The 20,089-nt window shown below is 53.2% G+C and carries 1 protein-coding gene (running past one end of the window); it reads right to left on the bottom strand.

The annotated features are described in order from the left end of the window. Positions 1-480 precede the first annotated feature (480 nt). A protein-coding gene (locus ACH59B_RS12440; protein ID WP_404303892.1) for a non-ribosomal peptide synthase/polyketide synthase crosses the window boundary here: on the bottom strand, positions 481-20,089 show its 3' portion. It continues 22,682 nt past the right edge of the window; the window shows 19,609 of its 42,291 coding nt (coding positions 22,683-42,291); its start codon lies beyond the right edge, outside the window; its stop codon occupies positions 481-483.

Here is a 20,089-nt window from a genome sequence, read left to right as displayed (position 1 = left end):
TGTTTCAATTTTCCAGTGGGACGCTGCCTTATGGTTATCGTTAAGTTGGAAACACAGACCTTTTATTCTATCTAGGACAAGTTAATGTCTCCAGGCCGTGAACTGACTACTCCCCAAGTTTCCCCATTAACTTTATAATTGCTGCTTCTCCACTGAAGTGTGTATTTACCAGAACGCATACCGTCAAATTCTTGATTGTCTCAGAGAATATGATTTTGTTATTCGTGCTATATGGTGCATATCTACTCTATTGTGGTCAAACGCACGATAGCTGGGGCTTCATGAGCTGTGTTCATGGGCATGTCAGCAGTATAGGATCGCAGATATTGTGGCGCGTAAAGCAACTTGAGAGAACGACAAAATGAGAATGGATCGTTGTTATATCAGAAAAAAATATTTTGCAGGCCAGGGCCGTCGGTTTGAGCCGCTACCCTTGCCTGCAAACTGAAATCATTTCTTTTTAGAAAAATGAAAACTGATTTAGAAAATAAAGTCGATGGAATCCGGCGAGAAGCCTTCCGGCTGCTCGTCCGAGTTCACCTGAATATCGCTTAATAGCAAATCTGGATTGGCTCCAACCTGGGACAGGATCGCTATCAAATCTCCGGTTAATCGTTCAATAGCATCTGCGCCAAACAGCTTCGTACAATATTCAAAGGAACCCTTGATCTGCCCGTCTTCATCACTCATGGACAAGGTCAAATCGAATTTGGAGGTCCTGTGTTCCTTAACATAAGGACTAAAGGACAGCGTTTCAAGTTGCGCTTCCTGTGACTCTGTATTTTCCAGTACAAACATGGTGTCAAACAACGGATTACGGCTTGCATCCCGCGCTACATCCAGCTTTTCCACCAACTCCTCAAGCGGATAATCCTGATGCTCGAAGGCTTGCAGCGTACGTTCTCGGGCTTCCAGCAGGTAGCTGTGGAACGTTTGGTTGCCCTGCGGCTGGTGCCGGATGGCTAGTGTATTGACGAACATGCCGATCAGTGGCTCCAGTTCTGGCAACAAGCGGCCTGCTACCGGCGTACCGATGATCAGATCATCCTGACCGCTGTATTTGGACAGCAGGACGGTGTAGGCACTCAGTAGCACCATGTACAGCGTACTTCCGGTCTGTGCCGCGATTCGGCGCAGTTGCTCGGATACATTCGGGTCCACTGTAAATTCATACATTGCTCCCTCGAAGCTGCGAACAGCAGGTCTAGGATAAGCAATCGGCAGCTCCAGTACAGGCAACTCTCCGGCTAAATGCTCCAGCCAGAACTGTTCCCGGCGTTGGTATGATTCACGCTGCATTTCCTGCTGCTGCCACACCGCATAGTCCTTGTACTGAATGGGCAGCGGCGCCAAGGCCTGTCCCTCGTACAGTTGTCCCAGCTCCTGCACGATATTGTTAGACGACACACCGTCTGAAATAATATGGTGCATGTCGTACATCAGGAGGTGACGTTCGGGTCCGGTTTGAATGAGACGGACACGCAGCAGAGGTGCCTGCTGAAGATCGAAGCTGCGTACAAAAGACTCGATATAGGCTTCGGCTTCAGACTCATGGGCCTGCAGGCGCTCTACTGCAAACGCCACCTGATCGTAAACTCGCTGCACAACCTCACCATCCACCATTTCAAAGGAAGTTCGCAGCGTTTCATGGCGGGCTATTAACTGACGGAACGCATCCTCCAGTCGATCTGCCTGAAGCGGCCCCTCCACGACTAATACACCCGGCATATTGTAGCTGACCTCCCCACCGTCCAGATGGCTCAAAATATACAGTCGTTTTTGAGCCGAGGAAGCAGGATAGTAAGACTGTTTGGCAGCTGTAGGGATCACCGTATAGGTGTCTGTGCCCTGCGCGGTGATCAGCTGGGCTTGCTGCTCAATCGTAAAGTGCTGGAACACCTCACGCAGTGTAATTCGGCTGCCCAGTTCCTGATGGATTTTGGCCACCAGCGTCGTGGCCCGCAGGGAGTGTCCACCCACATCGAAGAATGAGTCGGTGACTCCTACGCTGGACAGCTTCAAGACATCCTGCCAGATTTGGGCTAGCTTGGCCTCCAGTGGCGTCCGCGGTGCCACATACTCTAGGCCTCCTTCAAGGCGTGCTTCCGGTGCTGGCAATGCCTTCCGGTCGATTTTCCCGTTTGGCGTCAGCGGGAAACGATCCAGCTGTACCACATACGTCGGGATCATGTAATCCGGCAGCTTCGGCTGCAGCGCATTCCGTAGTTCTGGTAGACTTAGCGACTCCGAAGCTACGATATAGGCACACAGATCCTTGTGCCCGTCTTCATTTTCCCATGCTGTGACTACAGCTTTCTGAATGCCGTCCACGGTCAGCAGCTGTGCTTCCACCTCGCCCAGCTCGATCCGATACCCGCGAATTTTGACCTGATGGTCGATCCGGCCTAAATACTCGATACTGCCATCCGGCAGCCACCGTGCCAGGTCGCCTGTCCGGTACATCCGGTTTGCGTAAGTGCTGTCCGCTGGATCAGCGGCCGTCGCCTCAGCAAACGGATTCGGGACAAACTTCTCAGCCGTCAGTTCCGGCAGGTTGAGGTATCCTCGTGCGATACCTGCCCCTCCGATATAGAGTTCACCCGCGATCCCCATCGGTACCAGCTGTTGTCGAGTGTTCAAGATGTACACAGCCTGGTTGGCTATCGGCGTTCCGATGGATACCGTGTGCTCCCCTTTTTCCAGCAGTACATTCAGCGACTCTACATCTTCAATCGTATAGGCGGTCGCATCTACGGTCGCTTCGGTCGGACCATACACGTTCGTAATGACCGGACGATACCCGGACCATTTGTGTAGGAACACATGGACCAACTGCACGGATAAGGCTTCGCCCCCGATCAGGTAATGCTTCACATCCGGCGCTTCTGTCACGCTGACGCTTTCGTTCAAAATATGCAGATGCGCTGGTGTGCCGTCCGACAGATCAATCCGGTGCGTGCGGTAGTAGGCGATCAAATGCTCTCCGCTCAGGCTGACGTCACGGGACACCACATGCAGGGTATGACCTAGCAGCAAGCTGGCAAAGATTTGCTTCACCGAAGCGTCAAATACAAATGCGGACAGCCATGCGATGTGAAGCGGCTGATCATACCGACTGTATACTCGCTCATACAGAGCATCTACCAGATTGCCGACACTGCCTTGCTCAATCATAACCCCTTTCGGCTGACCGGTTGTACCTGACGTGTAGATCATATAGGCCAGGTTATGCAGGCCGGCGACAGGGATCAGGTTGCTCGCATCCTGTGCTCCCCATTGAGCTTGAACGTCCTCATCGTCAAGAACGATAGCTTGTACTGTGGATGGCAAGCTCAGCGAAAGGTTGGCGGCTCTGCTGGTGATCACGACCTTGGCCCCACTGTCTTGAAGCATGTAGTCGATCCGTTCCTGTGGATACATCGTATCCATTGGCACATACGCGCCTCCAGCTTTCAGTACTCCCAGAATGCTCACCAGAAGATCCGCAGAACGTTCCAGCAGTACGCCTACCGGTTGATCTGCTTCAACACCTTTCGCCCGTAACACACGGGCCAACCGGTTCGCCTGCTCATTCAGCTCAGCGTAGGTTAGACCTATGTCCCCAGATACAACGGCTATCCGCTCAGGGCTGTTTTTCGCTTGCTCTTCAAAACGCTCGCTGAGCGACAGACCTTGGAGTGTTCCACGCACGCTGTGCGCGTTCGGATCATTGAACACCTCCAGAATCTGTTCGGTTTCTTCGGTCGTAATCAGTTCCAGCTCACCCAGCTTCGCATCCGGGTTTGCCGCCACGGCTTCGGCTAAGCGAATAAAGTGACGTGTCATCCGTTCAACGGTTTCCCGTTGATACAACGCAGTTGCATATTGCAATCCGAACTGGATGCCTGCCTCTTCCTCTCTGGCTTCCAGCGTGAAGTCAAACTTCGCTGGTGTTTGCTCCAAGCCGTATGGACGGAAGCTCAGGTCTGCCAGTTGCAGCTCGCCTTCCTCGGTCGTTTGCAGGGTAAACATCGTATCGAACAATGGATGGCGGCTCATATCCCGCTTCACATTCAGCTTTTCCACCAGTTCCTCAAATGGATAGTCCTGATGCTCGTAGGCTTGCAGGGCCCGAACCTTCACTTCTTCCACGTAGCTGCGGAAGGTATGTTCCGCTGTCGGATAGTTTCGCAATGCCAACGTACCGACGAACATCCCGAGGATTGGCTCCAAATCGGCATGCGGTCGTCCGGCAATCGGCGTGCCGACAACGATGTCCTCTTGGCCGCTGTATTGATGCAAGAGTGCGGTGTACGCCGCCAGCAGCACCATATACAGCGTAGAGCCTGTGTGCGCCGCCAGTTCCTTCAGGCGTTCGCTCACTTCGCGTTCCAGCCCAAACACCACGGTATCGCCTGCCGTACTTCGTATCGACGGACGGGCAAAGTCCGTCGGTAGATCCAGTATAGGCAGTTCCCCCCGGAAGGTGTCCAGCCAGTAGGCTTCCTGACGCTGCATCCATTCCTGATGGGTCTCACTTTGTTGCCATAAAGCATAATCTTTGTACTGAATCCGCAATGGCGCTAGCTGTTCACCGTCATACAAGCGGACAAATTCATTAGTTAGTACCCCCATCGACACACCATCCGAAACGATGTGGTGCATGTCGAGCATGAGTACATGCTGCGGTTCCTGCTGAGTTCCGGATACGCCCAGATCTACTAGGCCCACCCGCAACAGCGGCGCAGCTTTTAGATCAAACGGACGGACAAAGCAACTCACCAGCTCATCCACTTCCTTGCCGACCCTCGTGTCTGTATCCGTAGTCGCACCTTCTGCTTGTACCTTCGTATATTCCACCTCGAACGGCACAGTGTCCTCAACCCATTGCATCGGCTCACTGTCGATCAGATCAAAGCGGGTGCGCAAGGACGCATGACGGGCGATCAGTTGACGGAATGCATGTTCCACTCGCTTCACGTCCAGCGGACCGCTCACTTGCAGCACCGATGGCATGTTGTAGTTCACATCCTGCGGATCGAACTGATGTAGCACGTACAGTCGTTTTTGCGCCGAGGACAGGGGATAGAAGCTACGTTCTTCCGTTACCGGAATGGACGCATACGTTACTTGATTCAGCTGTTCCAATACAACGGCCAGTTGCTCAATCGTTGGTGCTTCAAAAATACTGCGCAGGGGAAGCGGCTTGTTCAGCTCCTTGTGAATCTTCGAGGCCAGTGTCGTCGCCCGCAGTGAATGTCCACCAATCTCAAAGAAGTTTTCCTTTACGCCGACCTGCGTCAGGCCTAGCACATCCTGCCAAATTTGCGCCAGCTTCACTTCGACCCACGTTCGCGGTGCAACATAGTCGGCTCCGGTTTGCAGGCTGTCTTCTGGTGCTGGCAGGGCCTTGCGGTCGATTTTGCCGTTTGGTGTCAGCGGCATCTGCTCCAGCTGTACCAGATAGGAAGGGATCATGTAACCTGGCAGCTTCTGGCTCAAAGTGCTGCGTAGCACACTTGCGACAACTTCCTCATTGGCGACCACATAAGCACAGAGCTGCTTTTGCCCTTGCTCATCTTCTCGTGCGATGACCACAGCTTCTTGCACTGCCTCCAGCTTCAACAGCTGCGTTTCTACCTCGCCCAGTTCGATTCGGTAGCCCCGAATTTTCACCTGCGCGTCGATCCGCCCCTTATATTCCAGCGTACCGTCTGCATTCAAGCGTACCATGTCGCCTGTGCGATAGCAGCGTTCTCCACTGCGGAACGGGCTGTCGATGAACTTTTCGGACGTCAGGTCCGGACGGTTGCGGTATCCACGTGCCACCCCGTCACCGCCTACCAACAGTTCACCCCATACCCCGACGGGCTGAAGCCGCATCGAATGGTCCACGACATACGCTGTCGAATTATGGATCGGTCTGCCAATTGGCACTGATTCCGATTGCACACCGATGATCGCATGCACTGTTGAAAAGGTCGTATTTTCAGTCGGGCCATAGATGTTACTAATTCGCAGGGATGGATGGGTCTCCAGCACCCGGTTCATATGTGGTACGGACATTACATCACCACCGACCAGCAGCTCCCGTATCCCCTCGAACAGCGTCAAATCCTGTTGAGACAGCTGGTTAAAGAGCGGTGTGGTCAAAAACATCGTGGTAATGCCGTAGCTGTGGACAGCATCCTTAAGTTTGAGCACATCCAAAATGACATCCTGACTCACTAGCACAAGCTGTCCACCGTTTAATACAGATCCCCAAATTTCGAAGGTGGATGCGTCGAAAACAATAGCGCCTGTCTGCAATATGCGCGTGTCAGCATCCAACTGCGCGTAGTTTGTATTTTTCACCAAACGAACGACATTGCGATGCTCCACCATAACACCCTTCGGCTGCCCCGTCGTACCCGACGTATAGATCACATACGCTAGATCGTTCGGACCGGACAACGGCTCCAGGTTAGAACCATCCTCGTGATACACACTTTCTGCCCCATTCAGCACCAGCATGTGACCGTCAAAAGCTACCTTGTCCACCAGATGGCTTTGCGTCAACAACAGCTCTGTTCCCGAGTCGTCCAACATATAGCGGATACGCTCTTCCGGATACGCCGGATCGATTGGGACATATGCGCCTCCGGCTTTCAAAATGCCTAACATACCCACGATCAAGTCTACCGAGCGTTCGGTCATCAGACCCACCAAACGATCTTTCGTCACACCTTGACTGCGCAAGGTACGAGCCAGACGATTCGCGCGTTCATTCAGCTCGCGATAACTCAGTTGCTCTCCTTCGAAGTACAACGCTGGCTGCTCTGGTGTGTGCGCCGTTTGTGTCTCAAACAGACCATGGATCGTTTGCTGGCTTGGATACTCGGCGGCTGTATCTCCCCATACGCTGAGAATTTGCTCGCGTTCCTGCTCGCTTAACACATCCAGCTCTTGCACCCGAATGGCCGGATTCGCTACCACTTGTTCCAGTAGCTGTATTAAATGGCCCTGAGTCCGTTCCACGGCTTCCCGATCAAATATTTTTGTATTATATTCGAATCGGATTTTCATCGCTTCCTGCGGCATGACGACCAGATTGAAATCATAGTTCGTTTGTTCAATCATGCCTGCATTGCTGATTACAAAATCCGACGCTGCACCTTCGCCAAGCTGCTCGACCTGCTCCTCCACCGGATAGTTTTCAAACACGATAATGTGGTTGATCAGCTCTTGCTTTTGCTCGGTCAAGGCTTGAATTTCATACAGCGGATACGTCTCATAATCTTGAGAAGCCAGCGCCTGCTGCTGATTCACTCTGATCAGGTCGGCAAAGGTGTCCTCAGCTCCACTGCGGATACGTACGGGAATGGTGTTAATGAACAAGCCCACCATATTTTCGATCCCCGGAATATCAACCGGGCGACCCGATACGACACCGCCAAAGACGGCATCGTCACTACCGTTGTACTTTTGAAGCAGTAGACCCCAGGCGGTTTGTAAGAGCGTATTGGCAGTCACGTGATACTGCTTGGCTACCATTTCCAGGCGTCCTGTCAAATCCTTACCTAAATCGCACAACACATGCTCAAATTGTGCACCGTCCGCTTTCGCGCCGACTTTTCCGGTTGGAATCGACGTTTGTTGATCATAGCCCAGCAAATAATCTTTCCAGTATGAGGCTGCTGCTTCTACATCCTGGGCTTCAAGCCACTCAATATACTGACTGTATGGAGTCACCGGGGCGAGCTTTGGTTCTCTATGTTCTACGGCTGCAAAATAAGCCTCAAACACCTCATCCGTTACCAACGCCACACACCAGCCGTCCATTAGGATGTGATGAGAGCTCCACACAAAGTAATAATCCTCATCACCTGTCCGTAAAATCGCCACGCGCATCAACGCATCCCGGGACAAATCGAATCCGGCTGCCTTGTCCTGGCGAATAAATTCCTTTACATACGCGTCACGTTCCTGATCATCCAAATGACGCAAATCTTCATAGCTGAAACCAACATACTTGCGCCGGAAAATCACCTGCACGGGCTCATCCTGCCAGCCGCTAATGAAATTAGCTCTAAAGATCTCATGCCGCTGCGCCAAATGATTCAAGCTATCTTGGAAAATATCTGCCTGGAAGCGACCACGCAAGTCAAAGGTCGTTTGTTCAAAATAAGCCCCTGACGCTGCATCCATCAGGCTATGGAACAACATGCCTTTTTGCATCGGTGTCAAGGCATATACATTTTCCAGTTCCCCGATGTCACGAGTCCGCTCTACTAACTGATCCAGCTCGGCCAAGGTTACATGTTTAAGCTTGACATCGCTTGGCGTCAGCTCCTGCTGTTTGCGACCCGCGCAATGTGCGATGATGTCCTGCAGGCTGGTTCTGAGCGCTTCGGCTAGCTGCTCCATCGTTTCCTTGCGATATTCCTGATGGCTGTAGCTGATCGTCAATTGCAATTGACCTTCTGAAATCAGTCCGTTCAGATCCAGCGTGTGCGATCTGGCTGCATGTGCGCTCAGCTCGGCACCGCTAGCGTAAGGAGACACGCCAATGGATTGATTTTGCATATCCTGATCAAATTGTCCCAAATAGTTAAAGCTGATTTCAGGTTCGGTTACAAAACGCTCTTGCTCACATGCTGCGGACAGGTATCTCAGCATACCGTAGCCAATACCCTTTTGCGGAATCCGGCGTAGCCCTTCTTTCACCTGTTTGATGCGCTGTGAAAGGTCTTGCCCCGCGTTCATATCCAGCACAACCGGGAATTGGGTCGTAAACCAGCCCACGGTGCGCGTAATATCCAGCTCTGGCAGAATGGATTCCCGTCCATGGCCTTCCAGGTTGACGAGCACTCGTTCAATCCCCGCCCAGCGATGAATAGCCAGGCCGAGTGCGGTCAGCAGCAAATCATTCATATCCGTGTTGTAGGCACGATGTGCTTGTTTTAACAGCTGCTCCGTTTCTTGAGCTGTCCACGTGACTGTCATGAGCTCGCTGTCTTTATTCAAGGAATGAGAAGGGGATTCGTCTTTTGGAAGCGGCTCATACACACCTTGTTCTACTTCTTGCCAGAAGGCGAGCTCTGCTGCCATTTCTGGGCCGTTCGCATAGTGAGACTGTCCCTCAGCCCAGGTACGGAACGAATCCGTTTTGTGCGGAAGACGAGTCGGTTGTCCGTTCAATGCTTGTTCGTAGGCTGTCGTAAGATCCTCGAACAAAATGCGCCAAGAAACGGTATCTACTACTAAGTGATGAATAGCTATCAGCAAATGATCTCCATCTGGGCAATGGAACAGCCCCAGCTTCATCAGCGGTCCTTCGCTTAAATGAATCCCCGCCTGAATTTCATTTACTTTGGCCTCAATCGCCGCAGACACTTCCGACTCATGGCTGAAGTCTATGCGTTCCAGCGTATACAGCTCACCCTCGCCAATGGCGCGGTTCCAGGCTTCATACCCGTGTTCGGTAGGACGGAAAACGATCCGCAGTGCATCGTGATGGCTAACGATGTGGTCCATCGCTGTGCGCAGTGCCGCTTCATCAAAACCATCCTTGCTATGCAGCATGATGGACTGGTTGTGATGATGAGCATCCGCCAGGTTTTGCTCCAAGAACCAGTGTTGAACGGGTGTCAGCTTCACCGCGCCCACCACTTCGCTTTGATCCGCCAATCGGGTAACGGATTGGACTTTCGGCGCCAATGCAGACACCGTTGGATGGCTGAACAGGTCTTTCATCTCCAGTCGATAGCCTGCTTGTAGCAAGCGGGACGATACTTGCAGCGCTTTGATCGAATCGCCGCCCAGCTCGAAGAAGTTATCCTGCGTGCCTACGGCCTCCACGCCGAGCACTGCGGCCCATACCGCAGCCAATACTTGCTCCACCTTCGTACGCGGGGCTACATAGGCTGCTCCCGTATGGATGCTGCCTTCCGGTTCCGGCAAGGCCTTACGGTCAATTTTGCCGTTGCTGGTCAGCGGGATCGTCTCCAGTCGCATCAGCCGTGCTGGCACCATGTGCGCTGGCAGTCCGGCTTCCAGCGTGGCCTGTACTTCCTCGATCCGCAGCTCGGTTTCTCCCGTGATGTATCCGCACAAATACTTGTGTCCACGCTCGTCCGTCCGGTCGATGACTACGGCTTGACGCACACCCGGTACCCGCTGGATCGCCGTTTCAATCTCGCCCAGCTCGATCCGATAGCCCCGGATTTTGACTTGATAGTCCATCCGGCCGATAAAGTCCACATTGCCGTCTGGCATCCACCGCGCCAAATCGCCGGTGCGATACAAACGTTCACCCGGTACGTACGGGTTCGCTACGAATTTCTCGGCTGTCAGGTCCGCACGGTTCAGGTACCCCCGTGCTACCCCGATGCCGCCGATGCACAGCTCGCCCAGTACACCGATCGGTACCGGATTCAGCTGGCTGTCTACGATGTAGAAGCGTGCATTCAGCCACGCCTGTCCAATCGGCACATTCCCGCTGCTTGGCAGCTTCGACAGCTCTTCGTCGTAGAAGCTGGAGTCGATCGCCGCTTCCGTGACGCCATAGCTGTTGATGATGCGGATATCTGCGCCAAACCGTTCTTGCAGCACTCGGTAGTCCGTCACGCTGCAGCTATCCGAGCTCGTGATCAGCAGTTCCAGACTGCTCATGTCCAGTCCGTGTTCGTATACATGCTGCATAAACGGTACGATCAAGGCTGGCGTCGATTCGAACACGGTAATTTGATAATCGCGAATCCAGCCGTACAGACGGCTTGGATCAATCCGATCCTCTTTCGGACAGATGACCATCGTGCCGCCGTTATAAAGCGTCCGTGCAATATCGCCGACGAACACGTCAAAGGAGAAGCTGGCCAGTTGCAGCAGTCGGACCGGGAACTGGTTCAGACGGTAATCCCGGCGATACGCCGCAGCCGTATTGACCAAGCTGCGATGCTCGATCATGACGCCCTTCGGACGTCCCGTTGTCCCGGACGTATAGATCACATACGCCAGATCCTGCGGCTCGTTGATGTGATCGACGTCTGTGACATCTCCGGTATACAGCGACTCATCGTCTAATGCTAGTACGGTGTGCAGACGCAGCCCTGTTGCTGGCTCGGATGCTGCTTCGCGGTCAGGTGGCGAATCTGATTTCAAGCTTACGCCTTCATTCAGGCGGTCTCTTTCTATCGTTTCAGCGCTAACCGCTGTTTCCAACTCACTCTCGGTCTTTCCTTCGCCCAGAGCCCCTTGGCTTTCTTCGAGCCATGCTTGCGTGCGCTCCTGCAAACTGGTTTGAGTCAACAGCACCGTCGCACCGCTGTCCTCCAGCATGAAACGAATGCGCTCGGACGGATAGTCTGCATCCAGCGGCACATAGGCGCCTCCAGCCTTCCATACCGCTAGTACGCCGACCAGCATGTCTACCGAGCGTTCACTCCAAATGCCGACAATGGATTCGCGTCCAATGCCTTCTTTTCGCAGTCTGCGCGTCAATTGGTTCGCACGCTCGTTCAGCTGGCGGTACGTAAGCTGCTGCTCCTCGTACACCACCGCCACATGATCTGGCACAAGCTGTGCCTGTTCTTCCACATAGGCATGGAATAAGACTTCTGCTTCAGCCGCAACCTCCGATACGCCTACATCTCCAAAACCATAGAGGATTTGTGCCTTCTCCTCGACAGTTACCATATCCAGAGCTGCCAGTAGCTGCTGTGGATGAAGTGTAATGGCACGTATGAGTTCGGTAAAATGCTGTGCAAAGCGTGCGATGGTCTCCGGCTTGTACAGCGCCGTGCTGTATTCCAAACTACACAGAATACCTTCTGGCTGCTCTACGGCATCCAAGGTCAGATCAAATTTGGATGTATGATTGTCCGTCGGATACGGCTTGAAGGCCAGACCTTCCAGCTCGAACTCCTGCTGCTCAAATGTTTTCAGCTCAAACATCGTGTCAAACAGCGCATTTCGGCTCGTATCCCGCGTTAAATTCAGCTTTTCAACCAACTCTTCAAACGGATATTCCTGATGCTCATACGCACGGAGCGCGTGCTCTTTGACCTCTTGCAGATAATCCAGGAACGTTTTGTCGCCACACGGATAATTGCGAATCGCCAGCGTGTTGAGGAATACGCCTACCAGGCTCCCCAGTTCCGCATGTGGTCTTCCGGCAATCGGCGTGCCGACGATGATATCCTCTTGACCCGTGTATTTATGCAAGAGCGTGCTATACGCTGCCAGCAACACCATGTACAAGGTGGAGCCGGTTTGCGCGGCCAGCTGTTTCAACTGCTCACTGTCCTCCATACGGATCGCAAACTCAAATCGAGTCCCTTCCAGACGCTGTACAGCAGGTCTTGTAAAATCCGCCGGCATATCCAGCGCCGGGATTTCACCAGACATGGTTTTCAGCCAATAGCTTTCTTGCGCACGCAGACGTTCACTTTGCATATCTGCATGCTGCCAAACCGCATAATCCTTGTACTGAATACGCAGTGGCGGCAGTTCCTTGCCTTCATACAATTGAGAGAACTCCTGCACGATAATGCCTTCCGTCACGCCATCCGAAATAATATGGTGCATGTCATAGAGCATGACGTGACGCCCCGGTCCATTTTCGATCAACTGAACCCGCAGTAACGGTGCTTGTGCGAGATCAAATGCACGTACAAAGTCCTGTGCGTACTGCGGTGTCTCTTCTTCACTTGCTTGCACATATTCCACGCTGAATGGAGCGCTGGATTCAATCCGCTGAATCACCTCACCATCCATCATCTCGAATCGGGTTCGCAGGGCCTCATGACGTTCAATCAGCTGGCGGAAGGCTTGTTCCAGTCGTTTTTTATCCAAGGAACCTTCGATAATCAAAGCTCCTGGCATGTTGTAGCTAACCTCTCCGCCTTCCAGGTGACTCAGAACGTACATCCGTTTTTGTGCCGAGGAAACGGGGTAATATTCGCGCTCCTCTGCCACAGGTATGGATACATACGTTTGCTGGGTCTGATCTTCACCCATCACCTGTACCAATTGCTCAATCGTCGGATATTGGAAAATATCTCGCAAGGCCAGCTTGTGATTCAGCTCCTGATGGATTTTCGCCATCAGGGTAGTAGCGCGCAGCGAATGTCCTCCCACTTCAAAGAAGTTATCCTGGATGCCTATTTGGTGATGATTTAAAACGCTTTGCCAAATACGTACCAGCTGCTCTTCCAGCTCTGTGCGCGGCGCCACGTACTTCGTGCCTCCTTCGAGACGTGTTTCTGGCGCTGGCAACGCTTTGCGATCAATTTTTCCGTTTGGTGTCAGCGGGAATTGATCCAGGGGTACGACATACGTCGGGATCATATAGCTCGGCAGTTTGGGCTGCAGTGTGCTGCGTAGCTCCGGCAAATTCAGCGCCTCCGAGGCTACGACATACGCACACAGATCCTTGTCTCCGTCTTCGTTTTCCCAGGCGGTGACGATGGCTTTCTCAATGCCAGCCACAGTCAGCAGCTGTGCTTCCACCTCGCCCAGTTCGATCCGGAAGCCCCGGATTTTGACCTGATCATCCATCCGGCCGATAAAGTCTACATGGCCGTCCGGCATCCACCGCGCCAAGTCGCCGGTACGATACAGTCGTTCACCCGGCACGTACGGGTTCGCTACGAATTTCTCCGCCGTCAAGTCCGCACGGTTCAGGTACCCCCGTGCCACACCAGCACCGCCAATGCACAGCTCGCCCAGTACGCCGATCGGCACTGGATTCAGCTGACTATCCACGATGTAGAAGCGTGCGTTCAGCCACGCCTGCCCAATTGGCACATTCCCGCTGCTTGGCAGCTTCGACAGCTCTTCGTCATAGAAGCTGGAGTCAATCGCCGCTTCCGTAACACCGTAGCTGTTGATGATGCGGATCTCCGCGCCAAACCGCTCCTGCAGCACTCGGTAGTCTGTCACGCTGCAGCTGTCTGAGCTCGTGATGAGCAGCTCTAGACTACTCATGTCTAGTACGTGTTCATGCACATGCTGCATAAACGGTACGATCAAAGCTGGAGTCGATTCGAACACCGTAATTTGATAATCACGAATCCATCCGTGGAGACGGCTGAAATCAATCCGATCGTCTTTCGGACAGATGACCATCGTTCCCCCGTTATAGAGTGTCCGCGCAATATCACCGACGAACACGTCGAAGGAGAAGCTGGCCAGTTGTAGCAGTCGTACCGGGAATTCGCTCAGGCGGTAATCCCGACGATAGGCCGCAGCGGTATTCACCAAGCTGCGATGTTCGATCATGACACCTTTTGGACGTCCGGTTGTCCCAGACGTATAGATCACATATACCAGATCGTGCGGTTCGTTGATCGGCTCGATATCTGTGGCATCCCCGGTGTACAGCGACTCATCGTCCAGCGTCAGTACGGTATGCAGACGCAAGTTCGCTACGGATTCAGATGCTGCTTCGCTGTCAGACTTCGAATCTGATTTCAAGCCTAAGCCTTCATTCAGGTTGTCCCTTTCCATCGTTTCAGCGCTAACCGCCGTCTCCAGCTCACCCTTAGCATTTTCATCGCCCAAAGCCCATTGGCTTTCATTCAGCCATGCTTGTGCGCGCTCCAGCAGGTCGGTTTGAGTTAACAGTACCGTCGCACCGCTGTCCTCCAGCATGAAACGAATCCGTTCGGATGGATAGTCTGCATCCAGCGGCACATAGGCGCCTCCAGCCTTCCACACCGCTAGTACGCCGACCAGCATGTCCACTGAGCGTTCACTCAAGATGCCGACAATCGACTCGCGTCCAATGCCTTCCTTTCGCAATTTACGCGCCAATTGGTTCGCACGCTCGTTCAGTTTGCGGTACGTCAGCTGTTGCTCCTCGTACACCACCGCCACGTGATCTGGTACAAGCTGGGCTTGTTCTTCCACAAAGGCATGGAACAGGGCTCCTGCTTCAACAGCATCAGCACCTAATACCCCCACATTTCCAAATCCATCGATGAGTTGCTCTTTTTCCTCGGCGGTTACCATATTCAAAACTGCCAGGGGCTGCTGTGGATGATAGGCAATAGCTCGAACGATTTCCGCAAAATGCTGTGCCAATCGCGTCATGGTCTCCGGCTTGTACAGCGCCGTGCTGTATTCCAGACTGCACAGAATACCTTCTGGCTGCTCTATGGCCTCCAAGCTCAGATCAAACTTGGCCGTATGATTGTCCAGTGGATAGGAGCTCAAGGTCAGACCTTTCAGCTCGAACTCCTGCTGCTCCATTGTTTTCAGCTCAAACATCGTGTCAAACAGCGCATTCCGGCTCGTATCCCGCGTTACATTCAGTTTTTCAACCAGTTCTTCAAACGGGTAGTCCTGATGCTCATACGCACGGAGCGCATGCTCTTTGACCTCCTGCAGATAATCCAGGAACGACTTGTCGCTGGACGGATAATTGCGCATCGCCAGCGTGTTGATGAATACACCGACCAGACTCTCCAGTTCGGCATGCGGTCGTCCGGCAATCGGCGTGCCAACGACGGTGTCCTCTTGGCCTGTGTATTTGTGTAAGAGCGTAGTGTACGCCGCCAACAACACCATATACAGAGTAGCGCCGGTTTGTGCCGCCAGTTCTTTCAGGCGTTCACTAACCTCATGTCCCAGTACAAATTCGATCGTATCCCCTGCCGTACTCTGCACCGCTGGGCGGGCAAAGTCAGTGGAAAGATCCAGTACAGGTAGTTCACCTTGGAAGGTGTCAAACCAGTACGCTTCCTGACGCTGCATCCATTCCTGGTGGGCTTCGCTTTGCTGCCATACGGCATAATCCTTGTACTGAATCCGCAATGGCGCTAGCTCTTCACCGCCATACAAGCGGACAAACTCGTCGGTCAGGACCTCCATGGATACCCCATCCGAGACGATATGGTGCATGTCAAGCATAAGCAGATGTTGAGCTTCCTGCTCTACTCCCTGAGCGCCCAGATCCACCAAGCCTACCCGCAGCAGCGGCGCAGCTTTGAGATCAAACGGACGGACAAAGTGCCGCACCAGCTCTTGTGCTTCTATGTTGACTCTTGTGTACGTATCTGTAGTTGTGTCCTGATCTGTGTCCACAGTCGCACCCGCTGCTTGTACCTTCGTATATTCCACCTCGAACGGCACAGCGTCCTCAATCCATTGCATCGGCTCACTGTCGATCAGCTCAAAGCGGGTACGCAAGGTCGCATGGCGGGCGATCAGTTGACGGAATACGTTCTCTACTCGTTTCACATCCAGCGGACCGCTCACTTGCAGCACCGACGGCATGTTGTAATTCACATCATTCGGGTCGAACTGATGCAGCACATACAGTCGTTTTTGTGCCGAGGACAGTGGGTAGAAACTACGCTCCTCCGTCACCGGAATGGACGCATACGCCACCTGATCCAGACCTTCCAGAACGGCTGCCAGCTGCTCAATCGTTGGCGCTTCAAAAATGCTGCGCAGGGGAAGTGGCTTGTTCAGCTCTTGGTGAATCTTCGAGGCCAGTGTCGTCGCCCGCAGCGAATGTCCGCCAATCTCGAAGAAGTTTTCCTTTACGCCGACCTGCGCCAGGCCCAGCACATCCTGCCAGATTTGCGCCAGCTTCACTTCCACCCACGTCCGCGGTGCGACATAATCGGCTCCACTTTGCAGGCTGCCTTCCGGTGCTGGCAGGGCCTTGCGGTCAATTTTGCCATTGGGACTCAGCGGCATTTGCTCCAGCTGTACAAAGTACGATGGCACCATGTAACTTGGCAGCTCTCGGCCCAGCTCACTTCTCAGCTCGCTGGCACGGATTTCTTGCCCCGCGACATAGTACGCCACCATTTGTTTTTGGCCCGTTTCATCCGCACGAGCCATGACCACCGCTTCTCGTACCGATTCCACTTGAAGTAGCTGCGTTTCGACCTCGCCCAGCTCAATCCGGTACCCACGGATTTTCACCTGATGGTCGATCCGGCCTAAGTATTCAATATTGCCGTCCGGCATCCATCTCGCCAAGTCACCAGTGCGGTACATCCGTTCATACCCAGCTTCCCCGCTGGCAAACGGATCGGCAACAAATTTCTCGGCCGTCAGCTCCGGACGGTTCAGGTAACCGCGGGCTACGCCAACACCGCCGATGCACAGTTCCCCTGCCACCCCAATCGGCTGCAATTGCTCCGTGCCTTCCTTCACGATGTAGAGACGGATATTTTGAATCGGTTTTCCGATCGGAATCGCTGCATATTCCTCATCCGGCTCGCAATCGAAGTACGACACGTCCACCGTCGCTTCGGTTGGTCCATACAGGTTGACCAGCTTCGCTCCGGCCAGACTCGATACGAGCCGCTGGAACCGGGCCACATGCTGTGGCGGCAACGCTTCACCACTGGCAAAGACATGGCGCAGCGTGCCCAGCTTCGCTTGCATCACTTCCCGTGGCTGCTGTTCCACATACTCCAGGAACGCATGCAGCATGGCCGGTACAAAGTGCATCGTGCTCACACTGTCGCGGGCAATCGTGTCCACGATGTCTTCCGGGTTCTTTTCCCCGCCAACCGGCAACAGGCTTACCTTCGAGCCGACCATCGACCACCAGAACAGCTCCCACACCGACACGTCGAAGGTGAAGGCGGTCTTTTGCAGAATCGTATCTTCTGCACTCAAGCCATAACGATCATGCATCCACAAAATCCGGTTCAGCACGGAATGATGCTCCACCATTACGCCCTTTGGTTTTCCGGTCGAACCGGAGGTATAGATGACATAGGCAACATGATGCGGTCCAGCTAGGGGCTCCAGATTCGAGCCGTCTTCGTGATAAATGTTCTTGCCATCCTGCTCCTGACGATCCAGCACCAGCACCTGGCCGTCGAAACTCAGCGACACTTGCTCCGCCAGATGCGATTGTGTCAGCACCAGCTTCGCGCCCGAGTCCTCCAGCATAAAGCGGATACGATCGGCCGGATATTCTGGATCAATCGGCACATAGGCTCCGCCGGCCTTCAAGATCGCGTAGATGCCTACGATCATGTCCAGCGAACGGTGAACCAGAATGCCCACAGGCTGATCCGGCTGAACCCCTTGCGCACGCAAGGTCCGGGCCAAACGGTTAGCCCGTTCGTTCAGCTCCGCGTAGGTCAACGACTCTGCACCACACAGTACTGCCACTTGCTCCGGTGTATTCGCTACCTGCTGCTCAAACAGACTGCTTAGCGTCTGATCCTGCGGATAGGCTGCTGCCGTATCTCCCCACACCTGAACGATCTGTGCCTGCTCTTCCGCTGTCACTAGTTCCAGCTCATTCACTCGGATATGCGGATTGTCAATAATTTGCTCGATGACATGCAGTACATGTCCCTGCATCCGCTCGATCGTAGACCGATCGTACACATTCGCGTTGTATCTGAACATGATCCGGAAGGTTTCATCTGGCATCACAATCAAGTCCAGATCATAGTTCGTTTGCTCGACAACCTCTACATTCGTAATGTCAAACGCGGATGGACGAACTTCACCCAGCTGCTCGACTTGCTCCTCGACCGGATAGTTCTCAAACACCATAATGTGGTTAATTAGATGCTGCTTCTGCTCGGTCAGCGCCTGTATTTCATACAGCGGGAAGCTGTCATATACGCCTGAAGCCAGCGCCTGCTCCTGCGTTTTGCGCATGATGTCCACAAACGTGGCATTTCGCTCACTTTGGATCCGCACTGGGATGGTATTAATGAACAGGCCGATCATATGCTCTACACCCGGAATAGCCGTCGGACGTCCAGATACGACACTACCGAATACAACATCCTCGTTGTTATTATATTGCTGCAAAATAAGGCCCCACACGCTCTGCATCAGCGTATTAATTGTGACCTGCTGCTGCTTTGCAATCCGGTACATGGCTTCGCTCCACGTTGGATCCAGCTCTACCGTTATTTTTTCAGAAACATATTTGCTGGTATCGCTTGTTGTCGTAGACAGAACACTTTCGCTGCTATCCGCCACTTGGTCTTTCAATGAAGTATCCGCTCCAGGTAACAACGTCTGCTGTTCAAAGCCCGCCAAATAACTGCTCCAATACTCTTTTGCCGCACGTTCATCTTGACGCTCTAGCCATTCGATATATTGGCCATACGGTGTAATCGGAGCAAGCTCCGGCTGTTTCTGCTCCAGCAGCGCAAAGTACGTACCAAACACCTCGCCCGTAACAAGCGATAAGCACCAGCCGTCCATGACAATGTGATGGAAGCTCCAGACCAAGTGATACGTTTCTTCATCGGTCTGCAACACTTGTACGCGCATCAGTGCATCCGTACCGAGATTGAAGCCTCTCGCCTGATCCTCCTGCTTAAACGTCTGGATATATGCCTGTTGCTCCGCTTTCGGCATGTTGCGTATATCCTCGAAGGAAAGATCGCTATTTTTATGACGGAACACGATTTGCAATGGCTCCAGACCGTGTCCTGTCTCAAATTGATGGAAATTCGTCCGCAGCGCTTCATGACGCTGTGTCAGCAGATCCAGACTCTTACGGAAAATAGCAACATCAAAGCTACCTTTTTGATCAAACGACGCTTGCTGGAAGTATGCGCCTGAGTCCGGCTCCATCAGACTATGGAACAGCATCCCCTTCTGCATGGGAGAAAGAGCATACACATTTTCCAGTTCGCCCACAGAAGCCGTTTGCTCCGTCAATTGCTCCAGCTGCTCCAGTGTCAAGCCTTTGAACAAGACATCGCTTGGCGTTAGCTCACTCCGCTCTTGGGAGGCACAATGCTTGATGACTTCCTGCAAGCTTTCCTGCAATAGCCGGGCAAACTTCTCTACGTTTTGCTGTTGGTATACATGGCTGTCATAACGAATTTCCAGGGTCAGCACGCCTGCTGTAATCATGCCGTTCACATTCAGCGGCTGCTCCAGTACGGTGCGGTCACTCAACGGCTCTCCACCTGGATGTGAAGACAGCGTGATCTCCCCATTTTCCAAGTCCTGATCAAATTGTCCCAAATAGTTAAAGCTGATCTCAGGCTGCAGGCTCCAGGAAGAGGTAGCATCATCCTGTGACATATACTTCAACATACCGTAGCCAATGCCCTTATGCGGTACATGCCGCAGGTCCTCTTTTACCCGTTTGATGCGCTGCCCTACTTCTGAT

This window comes from Paenibacillus sp. DP01, from assembly GCF_044784315.1.
Classification (GTDB): Bacteria; Bacillota; Bacilli; order Paenibacillales; family Paenibacillaceae; genus Paenibacillus; species Paenibacillus polymyxa.
This window is presented reverse-complemented; position numbering and strand designations above follow the sequence as displayed.